This window comes from Pantoea septica, assembly GCF_002095575.1.
Classification (GTDB): domain Bacteria; phylum Pseudomonadota; class Gammaproteobacteria; order Enterobacterales; family Enterobacteriaceae; genus Pantoea; species Pantoea septica.
In genome coordinates this window covers 87,080-109,415 of record NZ_MLJJ01000014.1, presented here as the reverse complement: position 1 = coordinate 109,415, position 22,336 = coordinate 87,080, and the positions used below count along the sequence as shown (strand labels likewise).

At 59.5% G+C, this 22,336-nt stretch carries 25 protein-coding genes, 1 other RNA gene and 1 other annotated feature; of the genes, 11 read left to right on the top strand and 15 right to left on the bottom strand.

Features of this window, described 5'->3' with window-relative positions; all coding sequences use genetic code 11:
- Positions 1-20 precede the first annotated feature (20 nt).
- From HA46_RS10025 to HA46_RS10010, 4 genes are all read right to left on the bottom strand, one after another.
- Entirely contained in the window at positions 21-1,322 is a 1,302-nt protein-coding gene (locus HA46_RS10025) for an inosine/guanosine kinase (RefSeq protein WP_033788838.1), read from the bottom strand.
- 56 nt (positions 1,323-1,378) lie between these two features.
- The gene (gene hemH / locus HA46_RS10020; protein WP_033788837.1) at positions 1,379-2,338 is read right to left on the bottom strand and encodes a ferrochelatase; all 960 of its coding nucleotides are present in this window, start codon (positions 2,336-2,338) and stop codon (positions 1,379-1,381) included.
- 111 nt (positions 2,339-2,449) lie between these two features.
- Positions 2,450-3,094 (bottom strand): adenylate kinase, encoded by a 645-nt coding sequence (gene adk, locus HA46_RS10015; RefSeq protein WP_033788836.1) that lies wholly within the window; start codon positions 3,092-3,094, stop codon positions 2,450-2,452.
- A gap of 143 nt (positions 3,095-3,237) precedes the next feature.
- Positions 3,238-4,083 (bottom strand): DUF6024 family protein, encoded by an 846-nt coding sequence (locus tag HA46_RS10010; RefSeq protein WP_084883996.1) that lies wholly within the window; start codon positions 4,081-4,083, stop codon positions 3,238-3,240.
- Between the two features lie 172 nt (positions 4,084-4,255).
- On the opposite strand from HA46_RS10010, the gene HA46_RS10005 reads away from it, so the two are divergent.
- Positions 4,256-5,125, top strand: coding sequence for a LysR substrate-binding domain-containing protein (locus HA46_RS10005; protein WP_033788834.1), 870 nt, complete (start codon positions 4,256-4,258; stop codon positions 5,123-5,125).
- A gap of 84 nt (positions 5,126-5,209) precedes the next feature.
- Here HA46_RS10005 and htpG read toward each other — a convergent pair whose 3' ends face one another.
- The 6 genes from htpG to HA46_RS09975 all read right to left on the bottom strand — a co-directional run bounded on the left by htpG (position 5,210) and on the right by HA46_RS09975 (position 11,386).
- Complete coding sequence (gene htpG / locus HA46_RS10000; protein WP_208857411.1) at positions 5,210-7,078, bottom strand: molecular chaperone HtpG; 1,869 nt, start codon at positions 7,076-7,078, stop codon at positions 5,210-5,212.
- Between the two features lie 104 nt (positions 7,079-7,182).
- Positions 7,183-7,788, bottom strand: coding sequence for a recombination mediator RecR (gene recR, locus HA46_RS09995; protein WP_033752663.1), 606 nt, complete (start codon positions 7,786-7,788; stop codon positions 7,183-7,185).
- A complete protein-coding gene (locus tag HA46_RS09990; protein WP_033752664.1) occupies positions 7,788-8,117 on the bottom strand; it encodes a YbaB/EbfC family nucleoid-associated protein in 330 nt (109 codons plus the stop codon). Before HA46_RS09990 ends, recR begins: the two co-directional genes overlap by 1 nt.
- A 55-nt stretch (positions 8,118-8,172) precedes the next feature.
- A complete protein-coding gene (gene dnaX / locus HA46_RS09985) occupies positions 8,173-10,164 on the bottom strand; it encodes a DNA polymerase III subunit gamma/tau (RefSeq protein ID WP_084883992.1) in 1,992 nt (663 codons plus the stop codon).
- Positions 8,764-8,825 (bottom strand) — a sequence feature (DnaX frameshifting element). It overlaps the preceding gene by 62 nt.
- A 139-nt stretch (positions 10,165-10,303) precedes the next feature.
- The gene (gene apt / locus HA46_RS09980; RefSeq protein ID WP_033788831.1) at positions 10,304-10,855 is read right to left on the bottom strand and encodes an adenine phosphoribosyltransferase; all 552 of its coding nucleotides are present in this window, start codon (positions 10,853-10,855) and stop codon (positions 10,304-10,306) included.
- A gap of 141 nt (positions 10,856-10,996) precedes the next feature.
- Positions 10,997-11,386 carry a DUF454 family protein gene (locus HA46_RS09975; protein WP_033752668.1) on the bottom strand — a complete coding sequence of 130 codons (390 nt, stop codon included), beginning with the start codon at positions 11,384-11,386 and terminating at the stop codon, positions 10,997-10,999.
- A gap of 56 nt (positions 11,387-11,442) precedes the next feature.
- On the opposite strand from HA46_RS09975, the gene priC reads away from it, so the two are divergent.
- The 3 genes from priC to rsmS are packed head-to-tail and all read left to right on the top strand — an operon-like array spanning position 11,443 to position 12,411.
- Positions 11,443-11,964 (top strand): primosomal replication protein PriC, encoded by a 522-nt coding sequence (priC, locus tag HA46_RS09970; RefSeq protein ID WP_033788830.1) that lies wholly within the window; start codon positions 11,443-11,445, stop codon positions 11,962-11,964.
- Between the two features lie 36 nt (positions 11,965-12,000).
- Entirely contained in the window at positions 12,001-12,246 is a 246-nt protein-coding gene (locus HA46_RS09965) for a GlsB/YeaQ/YmgE family stress response membrane protein (protein ID WP_084883989.1), read from the top strand.
- A gap of 9 nt (positions 12,247-12,255) precedes the next feature.
- The gene (rsmS, locus tag HA46_RS09960) at positions 12,256-12,411 is read left to right on the top strand and encodes a pleiotropic regulatory protein RsmS (RefSeq protein WP_084883987.1); all 156 of its coding nucleotides are present in this window, start codon (positions 12,256-12,258) and stop codon (positions 12,409-12,411) included.
- Here the strand turns inward: rsmS and acrR are convergent.
- A complete protein-coding gene (gene acrR / locus HA46_RS09955; RefSeq protein ID WP_033752672.1) occupies positions 12,402-13,046 on the bottom strand; it encodes a multidrug efflux transporter transcriptional repressor AcrR in 645 nt (214 codons plus the stop codon). The two genes, rsmS and acrR, sit on opposite strands and share 10 nt — an antisense overlap.
- A gap of 142 nt (positions 13,047-13,188) precedes the next feature.
- On the opposite strand from acrR, the gene HA46_RS09950 reads away from it, so the two are divergent.
- From HA46_RS09950 to ykgO, 4 genes are all read left to right on the top strand, one after another.
- The gene (locus HA46_RS09950) at positions 13,189-14,391 is read left to right on the top strand and encodes an efflux RND transporter periplasmic adaptor subunit (RefSeq protein ID WP_033788828.1); all 1,203 of its coding nucleotides are present in this window, start codon (positions 13,189-13,191) and stop codon (positions 14,389-14,391) included.
- 16 nt (positions 14,392-14,407) lie between these two features.
- Positions 14,408-17,563, top strand: coding sequence for a multidrug efflux RND transporter permease subunit AcrB (locus HA46_RS09945; protein WP_084883984.1), 3,156 nt, complete (start codon positions 14,408-14,410; stop codon positions 17,561-17,563).
- Between the two features lie 198 nt (positions 17,564-17,761).
- Entirely contained in the window at positions 17,762-18,013 is a 252-nt protein-coding gene (locus HA46_RS09940; protein ID WP_033788826.1) for a type B 50S ribosomal protein L31, read from the top strand.
- A gap of 11 nt (positions 18,014-18,024) precedes the next feature.
- Positions 18,025-18,165 (top strand): type B 50S ribosomal protein L36, encoded by a 141-nt coding sequence (gene ykgO / locus HA46_RS09935; RefSeq protein WP_071997379.1) that lies wholly within the window; start codon positions 18,025-18,027, stop codon positions 18,163-18,165.
- Positions 18,166-18,207: 42 nt separating this feature from the next.
- Here the strand turns inward: ykgO and HA46_RS09930 are convergent, their stop codons facing one another.
- Genes HA46_RS09930 through HA46_RS09920 form a run of 3 tightly spaced genes read right to left on the bottom strand, consistent with a single transcriptional unit; the run spans position 18,208 to position 20,603 of the window.
- Entirely contained in the window at positions 18,208-19,086 is an 879-nt protein-coding gene (locus tag HA46_RS09930; protein ID WP_084883982.1) for a metal ABC transporter substrate-binding protein, read from the bottom strand.
- 12 nt (positions 19,087-19,098) lie between these two features.
- Positions 19,099-19,938 (bottom strand): metal ABC transporter permease, encoded by an 840-nt coding sequence (locus HA46_RS09925; protein ID WP_033788824.1) that lies wholly within the window; start codon positions 19,936-19,938, stop codon positions 19,099-19,101.
- Positions 19,935-20,603, bottom strand: a complete 669-nt coding sequence (locus HA46_RS09920) for a metal ABC transporter ATP-binding protein (protein WP_084883979.1) — start codon at positions 20,601-20,603, stop codon at positions 19,935-19,937. Before HA46_RS09920 ends, HA46_RS09925 begins: the two co-directional genes overlap by 4 nt.
- 349 nt (positions 20,604-20,952) lie before the next feature.
- Between HA46_RS09920 and HA46_RS09915 the strand changes: the two genes are divergently transcribed.
- From HA46_RS09915 to HA46_RS09905, 3 genes are all read left to right on the top strand, one after another.
- Positions 20,953-21,306, top strand: coding sequence for a hypothetical protein (locus HA46_RS09915; RefSeq protein ID WP_084883976.1), 354 nt, complete (start codon positions 20,953-20,955; stop codon positions 21,304-21,306).
- Positions 21,307-21,454: 148 nt separating this feature from the next.
- The gene (gene tomB / locus HA46_RS09910) at positions 21,455-21,832 is read left to right on the top strand and encodes an Hha toxicity modulator TomB (RefSeq protein ID WP_033752682.1); all 378 of its coding nucleotides are present in this window, start codon (positions 21,455-21,457) and stop codon (positions 21,830-21,832) included.
- Positions 21,833-21,855: 23 nt separating this feature from the next.
- On the top strand, positions 21,856-22,074 hold the full coding sequence (locus HA46_RS09905) for an HHA domain-containing protein (protein ID WP_033752683.1): 219 nt from the start codon (positions 21,856-21,858) through the stop codon (positions 22,072-22,074).
- 125 nt (positions 22,075-22,199) lie between these two features.
- Here the strand turns inward: HA46_RS09905 and ffs are convergent.
- An RNA gene (gene ffs / locus HA46_RS09900) (signal recognition particle sRNA small type) lies at positions 22,200-22,296 on the bottom strand.
- Positions 22,297-22,336 lie beyond the last annotated feature (40 nt).

Here is a 22,336-nt window from a genome sequence, read left to right as displayed (position 1 = left end):
CTGCCCGCTTCCCTCAAGGCTTAACGATCCCAGTAGGACTCTTCAAGGCTGTCTTCACGCTCCGGCAGGCCGCGCGTCAGGCGCGGCGAATGCTGGTTAAGCACCTGATAGCTGACGCGGTTGGCGTATTTGCACACCTGCGCCAGCGACGAATAGGTCAGGTATTCGCGCGCATGCTTGCTGGAATTCGGCACGTTCTGCCGATGGTAGTTATTCGCCGTGATGTCGTGCAGCAGCGCCGCCAGCGCGCCGTCGCCCGCGCCGTTGGTGTTCATGATCTTCTCCGGTCCGCCCATATAGGGCGCGATATGGGAGAAGATGCGTAGCGGCTGCTCGCACGCCTGCTGACGCATCGCGCGGCTGAACTCATACTGGTTGAACTCGGCGATCGCGCCAGGCAGCAGCGGATGATTGGTTTTGCGCTTGAACGCCTCCTCGGTGTAGCCCGCCATATAGAGGCCGGTCGGACCGGCGGTGCAGAGCACCAGGTCGACCCACTCCAGCGCCATATCGGCCGCGCGAAGCGGATCCGATTCCCCGGTCAGCGCCAGCGCTTCCTCTTCGTTCATCGCCACGATAGTGACGTGGTCGCGCAGGAAGTCGCGCCAGAACTGCGGGTTGTCGCCGATAACATACTTCGTGCCCAGCGTCAGCACCACCGGCACATTGTGGCGTTTCGCGTACTCAATCGCCTGCAGGGTAGCCTGCGGCATCGGCTCGCCTTCGCCGCAGCGCACCAGGTAAGAGGTGAGCACCAGCGCCGACGCGCCAGCGATGACCGCTTCGGGAATGCTTTCGCCGCGCAGCTGGTTCATCTGCCCCGGACTGATGGCGAAGGTACGCTCGCCCTGCTCGTCGATCAGGGTAAAGCAGCGGCCAATGGCGCCGTCGACGCCCTGCAGATAGTTGAGATCGACCCGGCTGGAGGTGTTGCAGAGGTAGCGATAGGCGTAACCGCCGATCTGAATATTGCTGCACATCACGCCGAGCAGCACCGACCGGTCATCGGCCAGCACCGAGTAGTTGTGCAGCGTATTGCCGATGGTGCCGCCGGCGAACTGGTGGCTAATCAGGTTATCGCGCAGCAGCTCGCGGTAGAGCGCTTCGGCAACGTCGTCGGCGATGACCAGGGAGTGCCCGGCGCTCAGGCCGTAGCGAACCAGAAAGGCGTCATCGACTTTGGCTTCGATATCCACCAGCGTCTGATCGATTCCCACAACCCAGCTACCCTCTTCCACCTCCTGCGAGGCGGCGTGCAGCAAGGGATCGCGAGCGCTAACGGGAAAATAGTGTTTGGATTTGCGTTTGCCGGGAAATTTCATGATGGGCGCCGTCAGAAAAACAGGCGGAGGATGATAGCACATTCTCCGCCGCGGCTTTAACGACGCGCGTTCACCAGCTGCACCATCATCTCAATGTGGGCTGCGTCAGCGTTTAGCGCTGGAATATATTCGAACTTTTCGCCGCCGCCATGCAGGAAGAACTCGCGGTTCTGTTCGTTGATCTCCTCCAGCGTTTCCAGGCAGTCAGAGGCGAAGCCCGGGCTCATCACCTGCACATGCTTAATGCCCTTCTTCGCCAGACCCTGCATGGTTTCGTCAGTGTAGGGCTGAAGCCAGGGTTCGCGGCCAAAGCGCGACTGGAAGGTCATCATAATTTGATCGTCGCGCAGGCCCAGCGCCTGCTGCAGCAGCGCCGTGGTGTCGGCGCAGCGCAGCGGATAATCGTCGCCCTCTCTGGCGAAGCGCTGCGGGATGCCGTGATAGGAGAGCACCAGCAGATCCGGCTGGCCGTGGGCCGCGAAAGAGCGCTCTACAGAGGCTTTCAGCGCGGCGATATAGGCCGGATGTTCGGCGTAGTCGCGGATAAAGTTGATATCCGGCAGGGTGCGCGCGGTTTTGAAGGCGCTGTAGAGACCATCCCAGACCGCCGCCACCGTGGAGCAGGAGAACTGCGGGTAGAGCGGCAGCACGATCAGGCGCGTGACGCCCTGCGCCATCAGGCTGTCCACCGCGCTCTGCAGGCTGGGGTTGCCGTAGCTCATTCCCAGCGCCACCGGCATATCGACGCGCGCCGCCAGCGCCTCGCGCTGCTGCTTGCTATAGACCATCAGCGGCGAGCCCCCCTCCATCCAGACGGAGGCGTAGAGCTTCGACACTCGCGGCGAGCGAAACGGCAGAATGACGCCATTAAGGATTGGCCACCAGAGCCAGCGCGGCGTATCGACGACGCGGGGATCGCTGAGAAACTGTTTCAGATAGCGCTTTACAGCGGCGGTTGTGGGGGCGTCTGGCGTACCGAGATTTACCAGTAACACGCCGGGCTTGTCTTGCCTCATTGTTATTCCTTGATAGCGAAGATGCGTGAAAACAGGAGGAATTGTAGCGGAAAGCGGGAGAGGGAAAAGCAATTACTGCAAAAGGGGCTGGCACTGCCAGCCCCAACGGCGTTAGCCGAGAATGCGCGCCAGCTGCTTGCTGACCTCAGCGACCGGCTGAGTGCCGTCGATTTTGTGGTAAGCGGTGTTGCCCGCCTCCGCTTCTTTGCTGTAGTAGGCAATCAGCGGCGCGGTCAGCTGATGGTATTCCACCAGGCGCTTGCGTACGGTCTCTTCCTGATCGTCTTTACGCGTGGTCAGCTCTTCGCCGGTGACGTCGTCCTGACCCTCCACCTTCGGCGGATTGTATTTTACGTGATAAACGCGGCCTGACGGCGCATGCACGCGGCGGCCGACGATGCGATCGACAATCAGCTCGTCCGGCACCGCGAACTCCAGCACGCAGTCGATTTTAATGCCCGCTTCTTTCATGGCGTCTGCCTGCGGGATGGTGCGTGGGAAACCGTCCAGCAGAAAACCGTTTTTGCAGTCTTCCTGCGCGATACGCTCTTTTACCAGCGCGATAACCAGCTCGTCAGTGACCAGTTTACCGGCGTCCATAATGGCTTTCGCCTGATTGCCGAGCTCGGTGCCGGCTTTAACCGCCGCACGCAACATATCGCCCGTGGAGATTTGCGGAATGCCGTATTTCTCCATGATGAACTGAGCCTGAGTGCCCTTACCTGCGCCCGGAGCACCGAGCAGAATAATACGCATTGCGTAAATCCCCTTGCGAATCGCATTGATCAATCTAGAAGGCGAAGACCATACCATTATGACCCGCTCACCACAAGAAAGGCGCGGCTTCCTTGCCGGCGACGGCAGCCCGTTTCTCCATAAACGGCGGCGGGCAGGCGCAGCTACTCGCTTTTTTCAGATTCACCGCCGGGATTGAACAGCGCCTGAACGCGCCTGAGGATGTGCGGCGTCAGGTTGGTTTGCTTGCGCGCGCCGCCGCGCTGGCTGGCGCGCACCAGCAGATAGCCCTGCTGCGGCCACAGCTCCAGATCGCTGGCGGGAGTTAGCGCGGCCAGCAGCCTCGGCGGCAGCGAAAAGCTGGCGAACGGCATGCCCGGCGTATGGCTGGAGGCGAGCGGCTGCGGCGCGTTAAGCCCGATCGCCCCGACGCAGGCCTGATTGTAAGGCCGCCAGCCCTGCTCGCGCAGACGGCCCAGCGCGGCCAGCACCGACGCGGCCAGCGGCAGGCCCTGTTCGAACAGGCGCAGCTCGCTGCGCACCAGGGTGCTGAAGTCGGCGGTGCGCAGCGCCACCAGCACCAGGCCGCCCGGCAGATCGGCATGGCGGTCGAGACGCGCCACGAAGAGGCCGGCGTAAGCGATCACCTCGTCATGCAGCACGCTGGCGAAGCTTTCGCTGGCGTCGAGCACGCCCTGCTGCATGGCTGCTTGCAGCGGTCGCACGCGGCCTTGCGGCAGCGCCACGTGCTCGACGAAATTGATATTCCCCGCCATCAGCGGCACGGCAGGCAAGACGTTCAGCTCCGTCACAGGATAGTGGGTAGCGTAGCGCGTCTGATTGCGCGCCTGCTCCTGGCGCAGAAACAGCTGGGAAAGCAGGATGCGCGCCACATGCAGCGAAGGGGCGAAGAACAAATCATACTGCTCCAGCCGGTAATGCCGTGACAACAGGGTGCGTAACCGGTCTCGCGCCTCGGAAGGTCGATCGGCCCAGGGATGAAATGCCATCGCGTCGTGGTTCTCTTTTATCGGTCAGGTGATGGCGGCAACAGCAGACCACGCATAGCTTTGCCTGACAGTCAACCCGCTATAATCAGCGGGCCAGGTTAGCGGAATGCGGCTGGACTTTAAAATGATATAAACTGACAATCCCTGTTAGGTTTTTACACAGGGGATGAGTATGACCCGGCTACCTCCGCTAAGGGCGCTGCACCATTTTCACCAGGCGGCGCTGCATAGCAGCTTTAGCGTGGCGGCCGAGCACCTGCACGTCACGCACAGCGCCGTAAGCCATCAGATTCGTCAGCTGGAGAGCTGGATGGGCAAGCCGCTTTTCGTGCGCACCAACGGACGCGTGAAGTTAACCTCGCACGGCGAGCGTCTGCTGCTCAGCTGTCAAAAAGCCTTTAGCGAACTCTCCACCACCTGCGCCAGCATTCGCACCGGCATGCGCCATCATCTCAGTCTATCCTGCGCGCCGAGCTTTTTGTCGCAGTGGCTGATCCCGCGCATCAGCACCTTTTATCAGCGCTATCCCGACATCGAGATCCACTTTCAGGGGCAGATGGAGCTAAGCCAGCTGCGCAGCGAGCATATCGACGTGCTGATCCTCAGCTATGAGCAGCCGCCCGAAGGGGATATCGACGCGACGCTGATCGGCGACGACTATCTTGGCCCGCTCTGCGCGCCGCTGTTCGCCTCGCGCTTTCGTTGCGCGCAGGATCTCGCTGCGCTTCCCCTGCTCCACGTCGATACGCGCCTGCACGCCTGGGCGGAGTGGTCGAAAAACGCCGAGGTGCGCGGCAATTTCTGGTCGGGCAAGCATTTCGACAATCTGACGCTCGGCATTCAGGCGGCGAAAAACGGGCTGGGCGTGATTGTGGCGCCGCGGCTGTTGGTGCGCAAAGAGCTTGAGGAGGGAACGCTGATCGCCCCGCTCGGCTTTGTGCGCGCCGATCGCGCGACCTGGATGATGACCAAGGAGTCGCGGCGCAACGACGGGGAGATTACGCTGTTTCGCGACTGGCTGCGCGAGGCGGCGCAGCAGTAAAGTCATACTGGGCACCCGCGACAGCACCGCTGTAAAAAAAAGGCCGATGCATACGCACCGGCCTTTATGTCTGTAGCTGCGAGCTTACGCCGTCAGCAGCTGATTCATCCGACGGATAAACTGGTTAGGATCGTCCAGCGTGCCGCGCTCGGCCAGCAGCGCCTGATCCAGCAGCAGCTCGACCCATTCGCCGAAGCGCGCGTCGTCCTGGGTATCCGCCACGCGTTTCACCAGCTGATGGTCCGGATTGATCTCGAAGATATACTTCACTTCCGGCACCGCCTGGCCCGCCGCGGCGAACAGCTTCGCCATCTGGGTGCTCATTTCGTTGGCGTCGGTGGTAACGATAGCGGGCGTATCGGTCAGACGATGCGTCAGACGCACCTCTTTCACGCGGTCGCCCAGCAGCGTTTTCACGCGATCCACGAACGGCTCCAGCGCTTTCTCCGCCTCTTTCTGCTCTTCGCTCTCATCATCCGCCAGCTTGCTCAGCGACTCGTCCGCCTTGCTGACCGACTGGAACGCCTTGCCGTCGAACTCGGTAAGGTAGCTCATCATCCATTCGTCGATACGGTCGGAGAGCAGCAGCACCTCGATGCCTTTCTTGCGGAACAGCTCCAGATGCGGGCTGCTCTTCGCGGCGGCGTAGCTGTCGGCAGTGATGTAGTAGATCTTCTCCTGACCTTCCACCATGCGGCTCACGTACGCTTCCAGCGACACATTTTGCTCGGCGCTGTCGTTGTGCGTCGAGGCGAAGCGCAGCAGCTTCGCGATCGCTTCCTGATTGGCGCTGTCTTCCGCCGGGCCCTCTTTCAGCACCAGACCGAACTCTTTCCAGAATGTCTGGTATTTCTCGGCGTCGTCCCTGGCCAGCTTCTCCAGCATCTGCAGCGTGCGCTTCGTCAGCGCGCCGCGCAGGGTCTGGGTCACGCGGCTGTCCTGCAGGATCTCGCGCGACACGTTCAGCGGCAGATCGCTGGAGTCGATCAGGCCGCGCACGAAGCGCAGGTAGTTCGGCATGAACTGCTCGGCGTCATCCATGATAAAGACGCGCTGCACATAGAGCTTCAGGCCGTGCTTGTGATCGCGATTCCACATATCGAACGGCGCGCGCGACGGGATATAGAGCAGGCTGGTGTACTCCTGCTTGCCCTCGACGCGGTTATGGCTCCAGATGGCGGGATCGCTAAAGTCGTGCGCGATATGCTTATAGAACTCGTTGTACTCTTCGTCGCTGATGTCAGACTTGTTGCGCGTCCACAGCGCCTGGGCTTTGTTGATCTTCTCCCAGGTGGTGGTGTCGTTCTCTTCGTCTTTGCTTTCAATCTCTACCGGCAGCGCGATGTGATCGGAATATTTGCCGATAATGCTGCGCACGCGCCAGGCGTCGAGGAACTCATCTTCGCCTTCGCGCAGATGCAGCGTAATTTCGGTGCCGCGATCGGCTTTGGTGATATCGGCGATGGTATAGTCGCCTTCGCCCGCCGACTCCCAGAACACGCCCTCGTCAGCCGCCGCGCCGGCCGCGCGAGTGCGCACCGACACTTTGTCCGCCACGATGAACGCCGAGTAGAAGCCGACGCCGAACTGGCCGATCAGCTGGCTGTCTTTCGCCTGGTCTGAGCCCAGCGATTCAAGGAAAGATTTGGTGCCAGATTTGGCGATGGTGCCCAGGTTCTCAATCACCTCGTCGCGACGCATGCCGATACCGTTGTCCGACAGCGTCAGGGTGCGTTTGTCCTTATCCACAGAGAGACGCACGCGCAGCTCGCCGTCGCCTTCATAGAGGCTGGCGTCCGACAGCGCGCGGAAGCGCAGCTTGTCAGCGGCGTCCGAGGCGTTGGAAATCAGCTCGCGCAGGAAAATCTCTTTGTTTGAATAGAGGGAATGGATCATCAGGTGCAGAAGCTGTTTTACCTCTGACTGAAAGCCACGCGTCTCTTGTCCTTTCATGGTCATTGTTACCTCAACGGAATCAGGTTGAACGAACGTTGAGGTTGATGTGGGGATGGTGCGGAAAATTTCAAGCCGACGTCGTTAACGACGTCGGCAAGCGTCTAAAAAGTAATCTTGTGGCGTCCCGCCAGCGAATGGGAGAGCGTGGTGCCGTCCACCATCTCCAGCTCGCCGCCAACCGGCACGCCGTGAGCGATGCGGCTCGCCTCGACGCCATACTGGCCGCATAGCTCGGCGATGTAGTTGGCGGTCGCTTCGCCCTCAACCGTGGGGTTGGTGGCGAGGATCACCTCTTTCAGGGGCTCTTTCTCCAGCCGCTGCTCAAGCCGATCCAGCCCGATATCCTGCGGGCCGATGCCGTCCAGCGGGGAAAGGTGGCCCATCAGCACAAAGTAGCGGCCGGCGAACTGGCCGGTCTGCTCGATGGCGTGAATATCCGCCGGGCTCTCCACCACGCAGATTAGCCCGTTCTGCTGACGCCGCGGATTGGCGCAGATGGTGCAAATTTCCTGCTCGGTGAAGGTGCGGCAGTCGGCGCAGTGGCCGATTTCGGACATGGCGCGCGTTAACGCCTGCGCCAGCCGCATGCCACCGCTGCGATCGCGCTGCAGCAGCTGAAACGCCATGCGCTGCGCCGACTTCGGCCCAACGCCGGGCAGGCAGCGCAGCGCCTCCATCAGAGATTCAAGCAGTGGACTGGTTTGCATCAGAACGGCATCTTGAAGCCGGGCGGCAGCTGCATGCCCGAGGAAACAGAGGCCATTTTCTCTTTCTGCGTTTCGTCGATACGGCGAGCGGCATCGTTGAATGCGGCGGCGACCAGATCTTCCAGCATATCTTTGTCATCTTCCAGCAGGCTGGGATCGATCTCCACGCGGCGGCAGTTGTGCGCGCCGTTGATGGTGACTTTCACCAGGCCCGCGCCCGATTCGCCGGTCACTTCCAGCGCGGCGATCTCTTCCTGAACTTTGGCCATTTTGTCTTGCATCTGCTGGGCCTGCTTCATCAGGTTGCCCAGTCCGCCTTTACCAAACATAGTTTTCTCTCTCAGCTAAGGCCGCATCGCTATCCATAAGACAGCGGCAGCGTGGTCAAACGGGTCGGATACTCTCTTCATCCAGATCGGCGTCGAAGAACCGGCGCAGCGTCTGGATGTGGGTATCACTAATGATAGACTGGCGCGCCTGCGCCAGCTTCTCTTCATAAATGGCCTGTCGCCACTCGAGTGGCGTCATTACCGCAGGATTATCATCTTCAATGATAGTCAATTCAACGGGCTGTCCGGCGGCGTCGCTCAGCGCGGCAGCCAGCACCTGCTGCGCCGACGCGGAGTTGAGATGACGCTGCGTGGAGCGCAAATGCAGACAGACGCCCTGCTCGGTACGCTCTTTCCAGGCGTTCAGCGCCAGCTGCTGCACCAGCTTCGGCAGCGGCAGCGCGGCGACTTCCGCCGCCCAGGGATCGCGCTGCTGCGCTTCTTCCATCAGGCGCGCCGCCAGCTCAGGGGTTTTCTCATGCTCAAGCGCCGAACGCAAGGCTTTTGGCGTCGCGACCGGTTCAGGCGCCGCCTGAACCGGCGACTGCGCTTTCCAGCGGTACGCCTCTTTTTTCGCCGGCGCCGTCTCGCGCGGACGCGCCGCCTGCGCGCGTTCGGTAACGGAGGCCAGGCGCTCCAGCGCGGAGGTAGCCGGCCGCGTCAGGGACGCTGCCGGCTCACTCTTTTTTGGTTTGCTGGCCCCCTGGCGCAGCAGCTGGGTGCGCGCCTGCAGGAGCTGGCTGGTGGTATCGGAAAACGAGCCGTCAGGCGCAGCGGCCGGCGGTGCGGCGACCGGCGGCGCGACCCGTTCCTGCGCCGTCGCGGGCGGCGCCATCTGCGGCTGCGCGGCAGCGGCATGCTGCGGCGGCGCGGCAGCGTGCGTCTGCGGCTGTGCGGCGGCGGCGGACGGCTCCGCCTGCGGCGTCATGGTTGGGCGCGCTGCCGGTTCCGCTATCGCCGTTTGCGGATGGAACGCCAGCGCGCGCAGCAGGGTCATTTCGACCCCCATGCGGCGGTCAGGCGCCAGCGGCAGATCTTTACGCCCCATCAGCAGCGTCTGATAGTAGAGCTGAACGTCGGCGGGCGGCACCACGCGAGCCAGTTCGCGCAGGCGCGGCGCGTGGCTCTCTTCTTCATCGCTGATCGAGCCGGGCAGCAGCTGCACCATGGCGATGCGGTGCAGCAAACGCAGCATCTCCACCAGCAGCGCTTCCCACTCCACGCCGCGCGACGCGGCCTGGTTGAGCAGCGTCATCACCTGTTCGCCGCTGCCGTCCACCAGCGCCTCGATCAGGCCCAGCGGCTGCTCGTCGTCCAGCGTGCCGAGCATCTGGCTGACGACGAGGCTGCTGACTACACCCTGTCCCATCGCAATCGCCTGATCGGTCAGGCTAAGCGCGTCGCGCATGCTGCCGTCGGCGGCGCGCGCCAGCAGCTGCAGCGCGCGCGGTTCGTTTTCGATCTGCTCCTGCTGCAGCACGTAGTCGAGCTGTTTGCGGATCAGTTCGACGTCCAGCGCCTTGAGATGAAACTGCAGGCAGCGGGAGAGGATCGTCACCGGCAGCTTTTGCGGATCGGTGGTAGCAAGCAGGAATTTAACGTGCGACGGCGGCTCTTCGAGCGTTTTCAACAGCGCGTTGAAGCTGTGGCGCGACAGCATATGCACTTCGTCGATGAGATAGACCTTAAATCGGCCGCGCGCGGGCGCATACTGCACGTTGTCCAGCAGATCGCGCGTGTCTTCCACCTTGGTGCGCGACGCGGCGTCGATCTCGATCAGATCGACGAAGCGGCCCTGTTCGATCTCGCGACAGTTGTCGCACTGGCCGCAAGGCGTGGCGGTGATGCCGGTTTCGCAGTTGAGTCCCTTCGCCAGCAGGCGCGCGATAGTGGTTTTGCCCACGCCGCGCGTGCCGGAGAAGAGATAAGCATGATGGAGACGTCCCAGTGACAGTCCATTCGCCAGCGCGGTCAGGACATGTTCCTGACCGACAACGTCAGCAAATGCCTGGGGACGCCATTTTCGCGCAAGTACCTGATAGCTCATGTGGATTCGATCACTGGATGTGGTTGGAAAGATGAGCGCAGACGCGCTGCAACCCCTGTATATCGTTGCAGTAGTTTAACAGCGACGGCGGGCATTGCCTATCACTTGCTGGCCTCGCGCGCGGCGAGGCCATCGTCACTTAGTGACCCGGGAAGTTGACCAGGCTGTAGCAGTTGACGCCCAGCGCTTTCAGGCGAGATTCGCCGGTCAGATCGAAGAGGTTAATCACGAACGCGGCGTCTTTGACCTCGCCGCCTGCGCGGCGGATCAGCTTGACCGTGGCTTCGATGGTGCCGCCGGTCGCCAGCAGATCGTCTACCACCAGCACCACATCGCCAGGCTTAATGGCGTCTTTGTGCAGCTCGAGCGCATCGGTGCCATATTCCAGCTCGTAGGCTTCGCTGAAGGTCTCGCGCGGCAGTTTGCCAGGCTTGCGCACCGGTACGAAGCCGACGCCTAATCCCAGCGCGACCGGCGCGCCGAACAGGAAACCGCGCGCTTCGGTGCCGACGACTTTGGTAATGCCACGATCGCGGTAGCGCTCGACGAGCAGCGCGATGGTCGCGGCGTAGGCTTGCGGATCTTCCAGCAGGCTGGTGACGTCGCGGAAGAGGATCCCGGGTTTCGGGTAATCCGGAATGCTTTTAATGCTCTCTTTAATGAATTCAAGCTGCTGCGCAGTTGCGGTCATAATGTTACGCCTGGTAAAAACTTTATATCGCGCAGCTTCCATAGCGTCAGATTCCAAAATGAATCAGACGCAGAGAGTAAAAAAAGGGAAGCCACGCACGAAGATGCCCAAATCTAAGCAAATGGCCGGCTAAATGCAACCTTATCGCGGCGGCGCGCGATCGTCGGGCGATTCGGCCACCACAGGAATACGCCACATCATCAGCAGCAAAAAGCAGAGCATTACGCCAAGAAAAAGGCGCACCCACAGAATTTTCACCAGCCAGATCGAGACGCAAAAGGTCACCAGCGTCAGCGCCATGGCGCGCCCTTTCGCGCCCGGCGGCATCGCGCGGTGGCGCTGCCAGTGGCGCAGATAACGGCCAAAAGGCGAACGCCACAGCAGCCAGTGGTGAAAGCGCGGCGACGATCGGGCGAAGCACCAGGCCGCCAGCAGCACGAATGGCGTGGTCGGTAATAATGGTAATACAATGCCCAGCGCGCCGAGTATGATAGCCAGCCAGCCGAGAGTCAGCAGTAAAATACGTTGCATAGCCTTGCCTGAATCCTTTGCATGCGCGCTACGTTAGCACAGATAAGGAAAAGATAATGGCGGACGCCACCACACAACAGCGCCTGGCCGCCTGCCTGGCGGCGCTTAAAGCGCAGATCGCGCACCATCCCGACGGTCACTGCCGCACGCCGCGCTTCGACCGCCAGCTGTTTACCGCCAGCGGCACGCGGCTGGCGGACTATCTGCAGGAGATTGAACGCAATCTGCAGCTGCTCTGCGCCTCGTCGAATGCGCAAGAGCGCGTCTGGCTGGCGGAGAAGCTGGTAAATCAGATTGCCGCCCTGCAGCGCGAAGCGAACACGCAGCAGCTGCGCCCGCGCCGCGAACGGCCCGCAGCGACGCCGCGCCAGCAGAAGCTGGCGGAATACCGCGAGTATGAGCGGCGGCTGCAGGCGATGATTGACCAGCGCGAACAGCGGCTGGCGCTGGCGGAGAGCCTGGCGGCGCAGCAGCAGTTGAAACAGGACCTTGAGGTGCTAGAGGGTCGCATGGCGCGCTGTCGGCAGGCGATCCACGCGGTGAACTGGGCGCTTTCGCTGCGCGGCGACGCTCTCTGACATCTATACTTAGCGCCATCTGTTCAGGAGCCTGATATGGGAATCATCGCCTGGATTATCACTGGAGCGGTCGCGGGCTGGCTGAAGCGGCGCTTTTTCCCCGGACGGCCTGGCGGCCTTGTCGCCACGCTGGTGCTGGCAGTCATCGGCGCGCTGGTCGGCGGTTATATCGCCAGCTATTTCGATCTTGGCTCGCTGGCGACGCTCCGCCCCGCCGCGCTCGGCTGTGCGCTTGCCGGCGCGCTGCTTATGCTGCTGGTAGCGGCGAAACTGCGTATATAAGGAACGAGGATGTCACTGGAAAATGCGCCTGACGAGATAAAGCTGGCGGTGGATTTGATTCAGCTGCTGGAAGAGAATCGCTTGCCAGCCGACACCGTGCTGGCGGCGCTGGCGATCGTGCAGCGCGACTTCGAGAAAAAGCGCGACGCGGAGCGTCAGGCCTGATGCGACGCGGTTAACGTTGGGCTCAGACGCAGCATATCGATAAAGGCCTCGACGATTTGCGGCGCGCTCGCGGCCAGGTCGAAGCTCTCAGGCGTAAACAGCCAGCTCTCCATCATACCGTTGACGTAGCCTCGCATCAGCAGCGCCGCCTGTCGGGTATTGAGCGTGACGGGTAACTGCCCTGCTTCAATGCACTCTTTCAAAACATCTTCTATTTTGTCATAGCACTCTGACAGCAGGCTTTGCTGCATGATTTGCAGCGCGGCCATTTCGCCAACGAACTCGCACTTATGGAAGATGATCTCCATCAGCGCGCGGCGCTGCGGATCCTTTGCTGTCGCTTCAAAGATATAGATTAGCATTGCGCGCAATACAGAAAGTGGATCGCCAGGGTATTTTGTCTGATACTCAAGTTCCACATCATCAAGCCCAGCGTCGGTGCGCAGCCAGATTTCGTGTAACACATCGGCTTTATTTTTAAAGTGCCAGTAAATTGCGCCCCGCGTTACGCCAGCCGCTGCGGCAATATCCGCAAGCGAGGTGGCGGAAACGCCCTGGCAGGAAAATAACGCAAGGGCGGCATCAAGAATTTGATGACGCGTTTCAAGTGCTTGGGCTTTGGTTTTTCGTGCCATAGGACGTTTTTTTTACAAACTGGCAAGTTTACATACATTTGTGAATGTATGTACCATAGCACGACCCGGGTTTTAGCGCAGCAATGGGTTTATCGGTTTGTGATCCATTGATCAATTGATATCGGACACTAGAGGTTTATTTATGAATAAAAACAGAGGATTAGCGCCTCTGGCGGCCGTCCTGATGCTTTCAGGCAGCTTTGTGTTAACAGGATGTGATGATAATAAATCCCAGCAAGCCGCCCAGCAGCACCCGCCGGAAGTGGGGGTTGTTACCCTTAAAAGCGAACCCCTTAAGATCACCACGGAGCTGCCGGGCCGTACCTCCGCCTATCGCGTGGCTGAAGTACGCCCTCAGGTTTCCGGTATCATTCTGAAGCGTAATTTTGTGGAAGGCAGCGATATTAAAGCGGGCGAATCGCTTTATCAGATCGATCCTGCCACCTATCAGGCAAGCTACGACAGCGCGAAAGGCGATCTGGCGCAGGCGGAAGCCAACGCCCGCATCGCGCAGCTGACGGTTAACCGCTACAAGCCGCTGCTCGGCACCAAATATATCAGCCAGCAGGATTACGATAACGCCGTCGCTACCGCGGCGCAGAACGCCGCCGCAGTGCAGGTTGCAAAAGCGAACGTCGAAACCGCCCGCATTAATCTGGCCTACACCAAAGTGACCTCGCCTATCAGCGGTCGTATCGGCAAATCGTCCGTGACCGAAGGGGCGCTGGTGCAGAGTGCGCAGACCACCGCGCTGGCCACTGTGCAGCAGCTCGATCCGATGTATGTCGACGTCACCCAGTCCAGCGACGAATTTATGCGTCTGCGCGCGGAGCTGGAATCGGGCCAGCTGAAACAGGTCGACGGCAAAGCGACCGTTACCCTGCTGATGCAGGACGGCAGCGAATCGCCGCAGAAAGGCACGCTGGAGTTCTCCGACGTCACGGTTGACGAGACCACCGGCTCTATCACCCTGCGCGCTATCGTGCCGAATCCGGATCATCGTTTGCTGCCGGGCATGTTTGTCCGCGCGCGTCTGGAGGAAGGCACCAACCCGAATGCGCTGCTGGTTCCGCAGCAGGCCGTCGCCCGTACGCCTACCGGTCAGGCGACCGTGATGGTGGTTGGCGCGGACAACAAGGTTGAAGTGCGCAGCGTCAACGCCGCGCAGGCGATCGGCGACAAATGGCTGGTTACCTCTGGTCTGAAAGAGGGTGAACGCGTGATCAGCGTCGGCACGCAGCGCGCGAAGCCAGGCGCCCAGGTAACGCCGCAGGAAGTCTCTGCCGAGCAGAAATCTGACGCGAATGCGCAATCTCAGACCCAGTCTGAAAAAACTTCGTCTTAACAGGAGCCGTTGATACATGGCTAAGTTCTTTATCGATCGCCCCATCTTTGCGTGGGTAATCGCCATCATCGTGATGCTGGCGGGTGCGCTATCGATTCTCAAGCTGCCGATCGAGCAATATCCAAACGTTGCTCCGCCGGCCGTGCAGATTCGTGCCGCCTATCCGGGCGCCGATGCGAAAACGCTGCAGGACTCCGTGACGCAGGTTATCGAACAGAATATGAACGGTATTGATGGGCTGATGTACTTCTCATCAAACAGTGATTCTTCCGGTAACCTGCAGCTGACCCTGAGCTTTGAATCCGGCACCGATCCCGATATCGCGCAGGTCCAGGTGCAGAACAAACTGCAGCTGGCGATGCCGCTGCTGCCGCAGGAAGTGCAGCAGCAGGGTATTCAGGTGCAGAAATCCTCCAGCAGCTTCCTGATGGTGGCGGGTTTCGTCAGCGATGACGGCTCGATGACCCAGAATGATATCTCAGACTTCGTCGCATCGAATATCAAGGACCCTATCAGCCGTACTTCCGGCGTGGGCGATACCCAGATCTTCGGTGCGCAGTATGCGATGCGTATCTGGATGGATCCGGCGAAGCTAAATAACTATCAGCTGACGCCGGTCGACGTCATTAGCGCCATCAATACCCAGAACGCCCAGGTGGCGGCGGGTCAGCTCGGCGGCGCGCCTGCCGCGCCGAACCAGCAGCTCAACGCCTCGATTATCGCCCAGACGCGTCTCACCTCGACCGATGAATTCGGCAAGATCCTGCTGAAGGTGAACACCGACGGCTCGCAGGTGCGCCTGCGTGACGTAGCGAAAATCGAGCTGGGCGGCGAGAACTACGAGGTTATCGCACGCTATAACGGCAAACCGGCTTCCGGTATCGGTATCAAGCTGGCGACCGGCGCAAACGCGCTGGATACCGCCAATGCGGTGAAGGCGGAGCTGGGCAAACTGGAATCGACCTTCCCGGCCGGCCTGAAAGTGGTTTATCCCTATGACACCACGCCGTTCGTTAAGATCTCTATCTTCGAAGTGGTGAAAACCCTGTTCGAAGCGATCGTGCTGGTCTTCCTGGTGATGTATCTCTTCCTGCAGAACTTCCGCGCCACGCTGATCCCGACGATCGCGGTGCCGGTGGTGCTGCTCGGCACCTTCGCTATCATTAGCGCCTTCGGCTACTCGATAAACACGCTGACGATGTTCGGTATGGTGCTCGCCATCGGCCTGCTGGTGGATGACGCCATCGTAGTGGTGGAGAACGTTGAGCGTGTGATGGCCGAAGATGGCCTGCCGCCTAAAGAGGCGACCAAGGTCTCAATGGAGCAAATTCAGGGCGCGCTGGTCGGTATCGCGCTGGTGCTCGCGGCGGTCTTTATCCCGATGGCCTTCTTCGGCGGCTCTACCGGCGTTATCTACCGCCAGTTCTCTATTACCATCGTTTCCGCGATGGCGCTGTCGGTGCTGGTCGCGTTGATCCTGACGCCGGCGCTCTGCGCCACAATGCTGAAGCCGATCAAAAAAGGCGATCACGGCACAACCACCGGCTTCTTCGGCTGGTTTAACCGCCTGTTCGACAAGAGCACCAACCACTACGTCGACAGCGTCGGCCATATCGTGCGCAGCACCGGTCGCTATCTGGTGATCTATCTGGTGATCGTAGTGGGCGTGGCGTATCTGTTCCTGCGTCTCCCCTCCTCGTTCCTGCCGGAAGAGGATCAGGGCCTGCTGCTCGCTCAGGCGCAGCTGCCTGCGGGCGCGACGCAGGAGCGTACGCAGAAGGTCATGGATCAGATTACGGACTACTTCCTGAATAAAGAGAAGGACAGCGTGAAGTCGGTGTTTACCGTTAACGGCTTCGGCTTCTCCGGCCGCGGTCAGAACACCGGTATCGCCTTCGTCAGTCTGAAACCCTGGGATGAACGCAGCAGCAGCGATCTGAAGGTGCCGGCTATCGCCGGTCGCGCCATGGGCGCGCTGGGCCAGATCAAAGATGCGATGGTGTTCCCGTTCAACCTGCCGGCGATTATCGAACTGGGTAACGCCACCGGCTTCGACTTTGAGCTGATCGACCAGAACAACCTTGGTCACGAAAAACTGACCGAAGCGCGTAACCAGCTGCTGGGTATGGTGGCGCAGCACTCCGATACGCTGGTGGGCGTACGTCCCAACGGCCTGGAAGATACGCCGCAGTACAAGCTGACTATCGATCAGGAAAAGGCGCAGGCGCTGGGGGTATCGCTTTCCGATATCAACACCACGCTCGGTTCCGCCTGGGGCGGCTCTTACGTCAATGACTTTATCGATCGCGGCCGCGTGAAGAAGGTCTACGTGATGGGCGAAGCCAAAGATCGTATGCTGCCTGACGACATCAGCAAATGGTACGTGCGTAACAGCAGCGGCAACATGGTGCCCTTCTCCGCCTTCTCGTCGGCGAAGTGGCAGTACGGTTCGCCGCGTCTGGAGCGCTATAACGGCCTGCCGTCGATGGAGATCCTGGGCCAGGCCGCGCCAGGCAAAAGCTCCGGCGACGCCATGAACCTGATGGAGGAGCTGGCCTCGAAGCTGCCTGCGGGCATCGGCTATGACTGGACAGGCATGTCCTACCAGGAACGCCTCTCCGGCAACCAGGCGCCTGCGCTCTATGCGATCTCGCTGATTGTGGTCTTCCTCTGTCTGGCGGCGCTCTATGAGAGCTGGTCGATTCCGTTCTCGGTGATGCTGGTGGTGCCGCTCGGGGTTATCGGCGCGCTGATCTTTACCACGCTGCGCGGGCTAAGCAACGACGTTTACTTCGTAGTGGGCCTGTTGACCACCGTCGGGCTATCGGCGAAGAACGCCATTCTTATCGTCGAATTCGCCAAGGATTTGATGGAGAAAGAGGGCAAAGGTCTGGTAGAGGCGACGCTGGAAGCCTGTCGTATGCGTCTGCGTCCGATTCTGATGACTTCACTCGCCTTTATCCTCGGCGTGTTGCCGCTGGCAATCAGCACCGGCGCAGGCTCCGGCGCGCAGAACGCCGTCGGTACCGGCGTAATGGGCGGCATGGTTACGGCAACCGCGCTGGCGATCTTCTTTGTTCCGGTCTTCTTCGTGGTGGTGCGCCGCCGCTTCGGCAAGAACAAAGCGGAGCTGGAAAAAGGTCATCCAACCGAACAGAACCATCAGCATTAATCTTTGCTGAATGACGAAAGGCCGCGCAAGCGGCCTTTTTTATTGCGGACGCCTGCTCGCGCCACCTCGCTCGCTTACCCGCGGCTTATCCAGCAAAAACCCCTTCGAGCATTTTATCGCCCTGCCGACACGGGTTGCATTTATCACCAACGCGCGCCATAATAATGTTACTTTATAACATAACAATTGAGAGGCGTTATGAAACCGAATATTCATCCTGCTTATCGTCCCGTCGTGTTCCACGACACGACCGTCGATAAGTATTTCAAAATCGGCTCCACCATCAAAACCGAGCGCACCGTCGAATTCGAAGGTGAAACCCTGCCCTACGTGACGCTGGATGTCTCTTCCGCCTCCCACGTCTACTACACCGGCAAGCAAAAAGATTTCACCAAAGAGGGCAGCGCCGCACGCTTTAACCAGCGCTTTGGCCGCTTTCTCAAGAAATAAGGACGCTAGAAATGCAGGTATTGAGCTCGCTGGCGTCGGCAAAGAAGCGCCACAAGGATTGCAAAATCGTGCGCCGTCACGGACGCGTTTTTGTGATTTGCAAATCGAATCCACGCTTTAAAGCGGTGCAGGGAAGAAAGAAGAAACGTTAGCAGGCGTCGTGACAGCTGGCCGGGGAACTCCCCGGCCTTTTTTTATTTCATGCTGCGGATCATCGCCTCAACGTTGTGACGGAACGCCGCGACATAGGTGGGCGCAGGGCCGGAAGGCTGCGACAGCGCCTCGGGATAGAGCTCGCCGCCCGGCTGCGCGCCGGTTGCGCTGGCGATCTGCTTCACCAGGCGCGGGTCGGTCTGATTTTCAATAAAATAGCTATGGATATGCTCAGCCTTGAGCTGCTGGATCAGCCCGCCGACCTCGCTGGCGCTCGCTTCCGCTTCGGTAGAGAAGCCGACCGGCGCCAGGAAGGTTACGCCGTAGCGCTGCCCGAAATAGCCGAACGCGTCGTGGCTGGTCAGCACCTTGCGCTTCGCCGCCGGTACCGCCGCAAAAGCGGTTTTTGCCCAGCCGTCCAGCGTCTGCAGCTTCTCAATATACTTTTCGCCGCTGAGTCGAATCGCATCGGCGTCCTGCGGATCCGCCTTAATCAGGGCGTTCATCACGTTGGCGGCGTAGATGACGCCGTTGTACATGCTATTCCACGCGTGGGGATCGGTCACGGCTTTCCCCTCCTCTTCCATCCTGCGCGTCGCGACCCCGCGCGAGGCCACCACGGCGTCGCCTTTATAGCCCGACGCGCTCACCAGTCGATCCATCCAGCCCTCCAGCCCCAGGCCGCTGACGAAGACCAGATCCGCGCTGGCCAGCGCCTGGCTATCCTGCGGCGTCGGCTCGAAAGTATGGGGATCGCCATTCGGTCCGACCAGCGATTTTACGTTCACGTGCTCGCCGCCCACCTGCTTCACGATATCCGCCAGTACGGTAAAACTGGCGACGACATTGACGGTTTTCGCCATGGATAGCGGGCTGATTAGCAGCGCGCCGATCGCCAGGCTTAACGGTAACTTCTTCATAAATACCCCTGTTTAATGGCGGCGCAGAAGGCCGCCGCATGGACCTGCCAGAATAGAAAGAAAAAAGAGCAGTGCGGCGCTCAGCACCACCGCCGGGCCCGCCGGCAGCGAGAAGCGCCATGAGAGCATCAGTCCGATAACGGCCGCGGCGATCGCCAGCCCCATCGCAGCGGCGAGCATCCATGCCAGATGCCGGCTCCAGAATCGGGCGCTGGCGGCGGGCAGCATCATTAGCCCGACCGACATCAGGGTGCCGAGCACCTGAAAGCCCGCCACCAGGTTCAGCACCACCAGCAGAAGAAACAGGCCGTGCACCAGCGGCGCGCTCCATTTGCCCTGCGCGCGCAGAAAATCGGGATCGAAAGCGTCAATCACCAGCGGCCGGTAGATCGCCGCCAGCATCAGCAGGGTAAAGGCGGCAATGGCGCCGACCAGCAGCAGCGCCGGCTTATCCACCGCCAGCAGCGAACCGAACAGCACATGCAGCAGATCGACGCTCGATCCGCGCAGCGATACCAGGGTGACGCCGAGCGCCAGCGAGCCCAGGTAGAAACCGGCGAAGCTGGCGTCCTCTTTCAGCGGCGTGTAGCGGCTTACGGCACCGGAGAGCAGCGCCACAGCCAGCCCGGCGATAAGCCCGCCGACGCCCATCGCCACCAGCGACAGACCCGATATCAGATAGCCGATGGCCGCACCCGGCAAAACCGCGTGCGACAGCGCGTCGCCAATCAGGCTCATGCGACGCAGCGACAGAAAGACGCCGAGCGGCGTGGCGCTGACCGCCAGCGCCACGCAGGCGATCAGCGCGCGCCGCATAAAGCCGAACTCAATAAAAGGCTGAAGCAGGGTCATGAGGCCAGGCTCCGCAGTGCGACTGACGCGTGCCCGGCAGATCGTTCGCCAGCATCGTCCAGCGACAGCACCTCGCTGAAATAGCGCTCTACCAGCGGGCGGTCGTGCAGCACCACCAGCAGCGTGGTGCCCGCCTGCCGCTGCTGCTGCAGGATCGACATCAGGAGCGTCACGGTTTTGCTGTCGATGCCGTTAAAAGGTTCATCCAGCAGCCACAGCGGGCTGCGCTGCAGCAGCAGCCGGGCAAACAGCACGCGCTGCAGCTGGCCGCCCGACAGCGTGGCGGGCTGCGCGCTGGCGAAATCGCGCATCTGCACCGCATCCAGCGCTTGCTCGATCTCCCGGCGCATGCTGCGGTTGATGCCGCCGAACCAGCCGCAGCGCGGCCAGCAGCCGATCGACACCAGTTCGAAAACGGTTAACGGAAAGCGCGTCTCCAGCTCGCTGCGCTGCGGCATCCAGCCAATAGCCTTGCGAGGAAGCTGCAGCTCGCACTTTCCGGCAACCGGCTTTATCAGTCCGGCGATAGTTTTCAGCAGCGTCGATTTGCCGCTGCCGTTTACGCCGACCAACGCCGTCATGCTGCCGGGCGTTAACTCGGCATTAATGACCGGCGTTACCGCCCTGTTCTGATAGCCCGCCTGCAGCTGGGTAAAGCGCATCATGATGCGGCTCCCCACATTATCGCCAGCGCCAGCAGGGCGATGATGAACAAGGCGACAGCAACTCTTCCGCCCAGTGAAAGCAGCATTCCACTCTGATTCATGATTTACTCATTACGTTATAACATAACAACAATCTATCTTAATTTGAGCGCAAGGCGTGCAGGCAATATGTTTCAAAAGGTATCATCAGAGCTGTACAGCTTCTCAGAGGGAGATGCCATTTGTCTGATTCATCGAGGAAAAAAGCTTTACGAATAATAACAATAGGTTTTGTCGTTAAGAGAGGCGTTGCAAAGTGGTTGCACAAGTCTAATGATCGGTTTAACAATCTATTGAAGCGGTAAATGAAATGTATCTGAAGCTAGAAAGCAATATCCACCCGGATAACCCCTCTGTCCCAGAATTAACGGCGTTTATCCAACGGAATATTCCCAAAATAGCGCAACGCCTGGCAGGCGATCTGCAATGGTATTCACCGCATGCGCAGTTAGTACCAGAGAGTTTTAAAATAAAGTCTGTAGAAAAGTTAGCCAGCAATCGTTTTAAAATGCTTTATCAATTTGATGGTCATATATTTAGTCCTTGTCTGGATTTAAATGAAGTTTTTACCCGCGAAGAACAGATTCAGTTTCAGGTTTTTCCCGGCAGACTTGAGTTTGAGCTCATTGATAGCCAGCAACCCTCGCCGGCCGATGAATTGTAATATTTGGTAATTGAGGTGAGCAAATCTAATGATTGTGTTTTATATTTAATGTATCCCAAGCTCTAACCGCTATTCGTAATCACTTCCTGGCCGCTTAACCTTAACTCGCCGCGTTGCGGTATCCGTGCAAGCTATGGAGGGGAAAAAGATGGACGAGTACTCACCGAAACGGCATGATATTGCCCAGCTTAAATTCCTGTGTGAGAGCCTGTTTGACGAAAGTATGGCGACGCTGACCGACAGCCATCACGGCTGGGTTAACGACCCAACTTCTGAGAACAATTTACAGCTTAATGATTTGATTGAGCACATTGCTTCTTTCACGATGAATTACAAAATAAAGCATGCTGAAGATGAAGATCTGATAACGCAAATCGACGACTATCTTGACGATACCTTTATGCTATTCACTAATTACGGTATCAATGCGCAAGATCTGAATCGGTGGCAGCGTTCCGCTCGACGCTTATTTAATCTTTTTAGCGAAGAGTGCGCTTTCCTTCAGCAACCCAGCCACTCCATTTAGGTAAACACGAGACCGGTTTATTTATGAACGATAAAAATCTGACTAAAACTGATTATTTGATGCGGCTGAGACGCTGCCGCTCAATCGACACGCTCGAACGCGTGATTGAAAAGAATAAGTATGAATTATCTGATGACGAACTGGCGGTATTTTACTCAGCCGCCGATCATCGTCTGGCTGAACTGACGATGAATAAGCTTTACGATAAAGTTCCTGGCTCGGTATGGAAGTTTGTGCGTTAACACACTGTTTTTCCTTCCTCTTAGCGACAACACGCCCATTTTATTCTGAATAAACTTTTAACTGGCCATGGAGTGGCGGTTATGAGAGACGTCTGGGAATTTACCGGGGGAGAAAGTGGTGGAGGCCCTGCCAGCCACATCCCGGCACACGCGTCGCCTGCTGCGGCTGCTTCCTTCCGGACCTGACCGAGTTCACAAGTTAGCATTGCGGGAGGACCAACAGAGCCTCCATTGACAAGCCCTCTTTCGAAGGCGGGGGCAT

What these genes read in the sequence shown, in the direction of transcription:
- HA46_RS10025 (WP_033788838.1), bottom strand. Translation starts at nt 1,322, where the DNA reads ATGAAATTTCCCGGCAAACGCAAATCCAAACACTATTTTCCCGTTAGC.
- hemH (WP_033788837.1), bottom strand. Translation starts at nt 2,338, where the DNA reads ATGAGGCAAGACAAGCCCGGCGTGTTACTGGTAAATCTCGGTACGCCA.
- adk (WP_033788836.1), bottom strand. Translation starts at nt 3,094, where the DNA reads ATGCGTATTATTCTGCTCGGTGCTCCGGGCGCAGGTAAGGGCACTCAG.
- HA46_RS10010 (WP_084883996.1), bottom strand. Translation starts at nt 4,083, where the DNA reads ATGGCATTTCATCCCTGGGCCGATCGACCTTCCGAGGCGCGAGACCGG.
- HA46_RS10005 (WP_033788834.1), top strand. Translation starts at nt 4,256, where the DNA reads ATGACCCGGCTACCTCCGCTAAGGGCGCTGCACCATTTTCACCAGGCG.
- htpG (WP_208857411.1), bottom strand. Translation starts at nt 7,078, where the DNA reads ATGAAAGGACAAGAGACGCGTGGCTTTCAGTCAGAGGTAAAACAGCTT.
- recR (WP_033752663.1), bottom strand. Translation starts at nt 7,788, where the DNA reads ATGCAAACCAGTCCACTGCTTGAATCTCTGATGGAGGCGCTGCGCTGC.
- HA46_RS09990 (WP_033752664.1), bottom strand. Translation starts at nt 8,117, where the DNA reads ATGTTTGGTAAAGGCGGACTGGGCAACCTGATGAAGCAGGCCCAGCAG.
- dnaX (WP_084883992.1), bottom strand. Translation starts at nt 10,164, where the DNA reads ATGAGCTATCAGGTACTTGCGCGAAAATGGCGTCCCCAGGCATTTGCT.
- apt (WP_033788831.1), bottom strand. Translation starts at nt 10,855, where the DNA reads ATGACCGCAACTGCGCAGCAGCTTGAATTCATTAAAGAGAGCATTAAA.
- HA46_RS09975 (WP_033752668.1), bottom strand. Translation starts at nt 11,386, where the DNA reads ATGCAACGTATTTTACTGCTGACTCTCGGCTGGCTGGCTATCATACTC.
- priC (WP_033788830.1), top strand. Translation starts at nt 11,443, where the DNA reads ATGGCGGACGCCACCACACAACAGCGCCTGGCCGCCTGCCTGGCGGCG.
- HA46_RS09965 (WP_084883989.1), top strand. Translation starts at nt 12,001, where the DNA reads ATGGGAATCATCGCCTGGATTATCACTGGAGCGGTCGCGGGCTGGCTG.
- rsmS (WP_084883987.1), top strand. Translation starts at nt 12,256, where the DNA reads ATGTCACTGGAAAATGCGCCTGACGAGATAAAGCTGGCGGTGGATTTG.
- acrR (WP_033752672.1), bottom strand. Translation starts at nt 13,046, where the DNA reads ATGGCACGAAAAACCAAAGCCCAAGCACTTGAAACGCGTCATCAAATT.
- HA46_RS09950 (WP_033788828.1), top strand. Translation starts at nt 13,189, where the DNA reads ATGAATAAAAACAGAGGATTAGCGCCTCTGGCGGCCGTCCTGATGCTT.
- HA46_RS09945 (WP_084883984.1), top strand. Translation starts at nt 14,408, where the DNA reads ATGGCTAAGTTCTTTATCGATCGCCCCATCTTTGCGTGGGTAATCGCC.
- HA46_RS09940 (WP_033788826.1), top strand. Translation starts at nt 17,762, where the DNA reads ATGAAACCGAATATTCATCCTGCTTATCGTCCCGTCGTGTTCCACGAC.
- ykgO (WP_071997379.1), top strand. Translation starts at nt 18,025, where the DNA reads ATGCAGGTATTGAGCTCGCTGGCGTCGGCAAAGAAGCGCCACAAGGAT.
- HA46_RS09930 (WP_084883982.1), bottom strand. Translation starts at nt 19,086, where the DNA reads ATGAAGAAGTTACCGTTAAGCCTGGCGATCGGCGCGCTGCTAATCAGC.
- HA46_RS09925 (WP_033788824.1), bottom strand. Translation starts at nt 19,938, where the DNA reads ATGACCCTGCTTCAGCCTTTTATTGAGTTCGGCTTTATGCGGCGCGCG.
- HA46_RS09920 (WP_084883979.1), bottom strand. Translation starts at nt 20,603, where the DNA reads ATGATGCGCTTTACCCAGCTGCAGGCGGGCTATCAGAACAGGGCGGTA.
- HA46_RS09915 (WP_084883976.1), top strand. Translation starts at nt 20,953, where the DNA reads ATGTATCTGAAGCTAGAAAGCAATATCCACCCGGATAACCCCTCTGTC.
- tomB (WP_033752682.1), top strand. Translation starts at nt 21,455, where the DNA reads ATGGACGAGTACTCACCGAAACGGCATGATATTGCCCAGCTTAAATTC.
- HA46_RS09905 (WP_033752683.1), top strand. Translation starts at nt 21,856, where the DNA reads ATGAACGATAAAAATCTGACTAAAACTGATTATTTGATGCGGCTGAGA.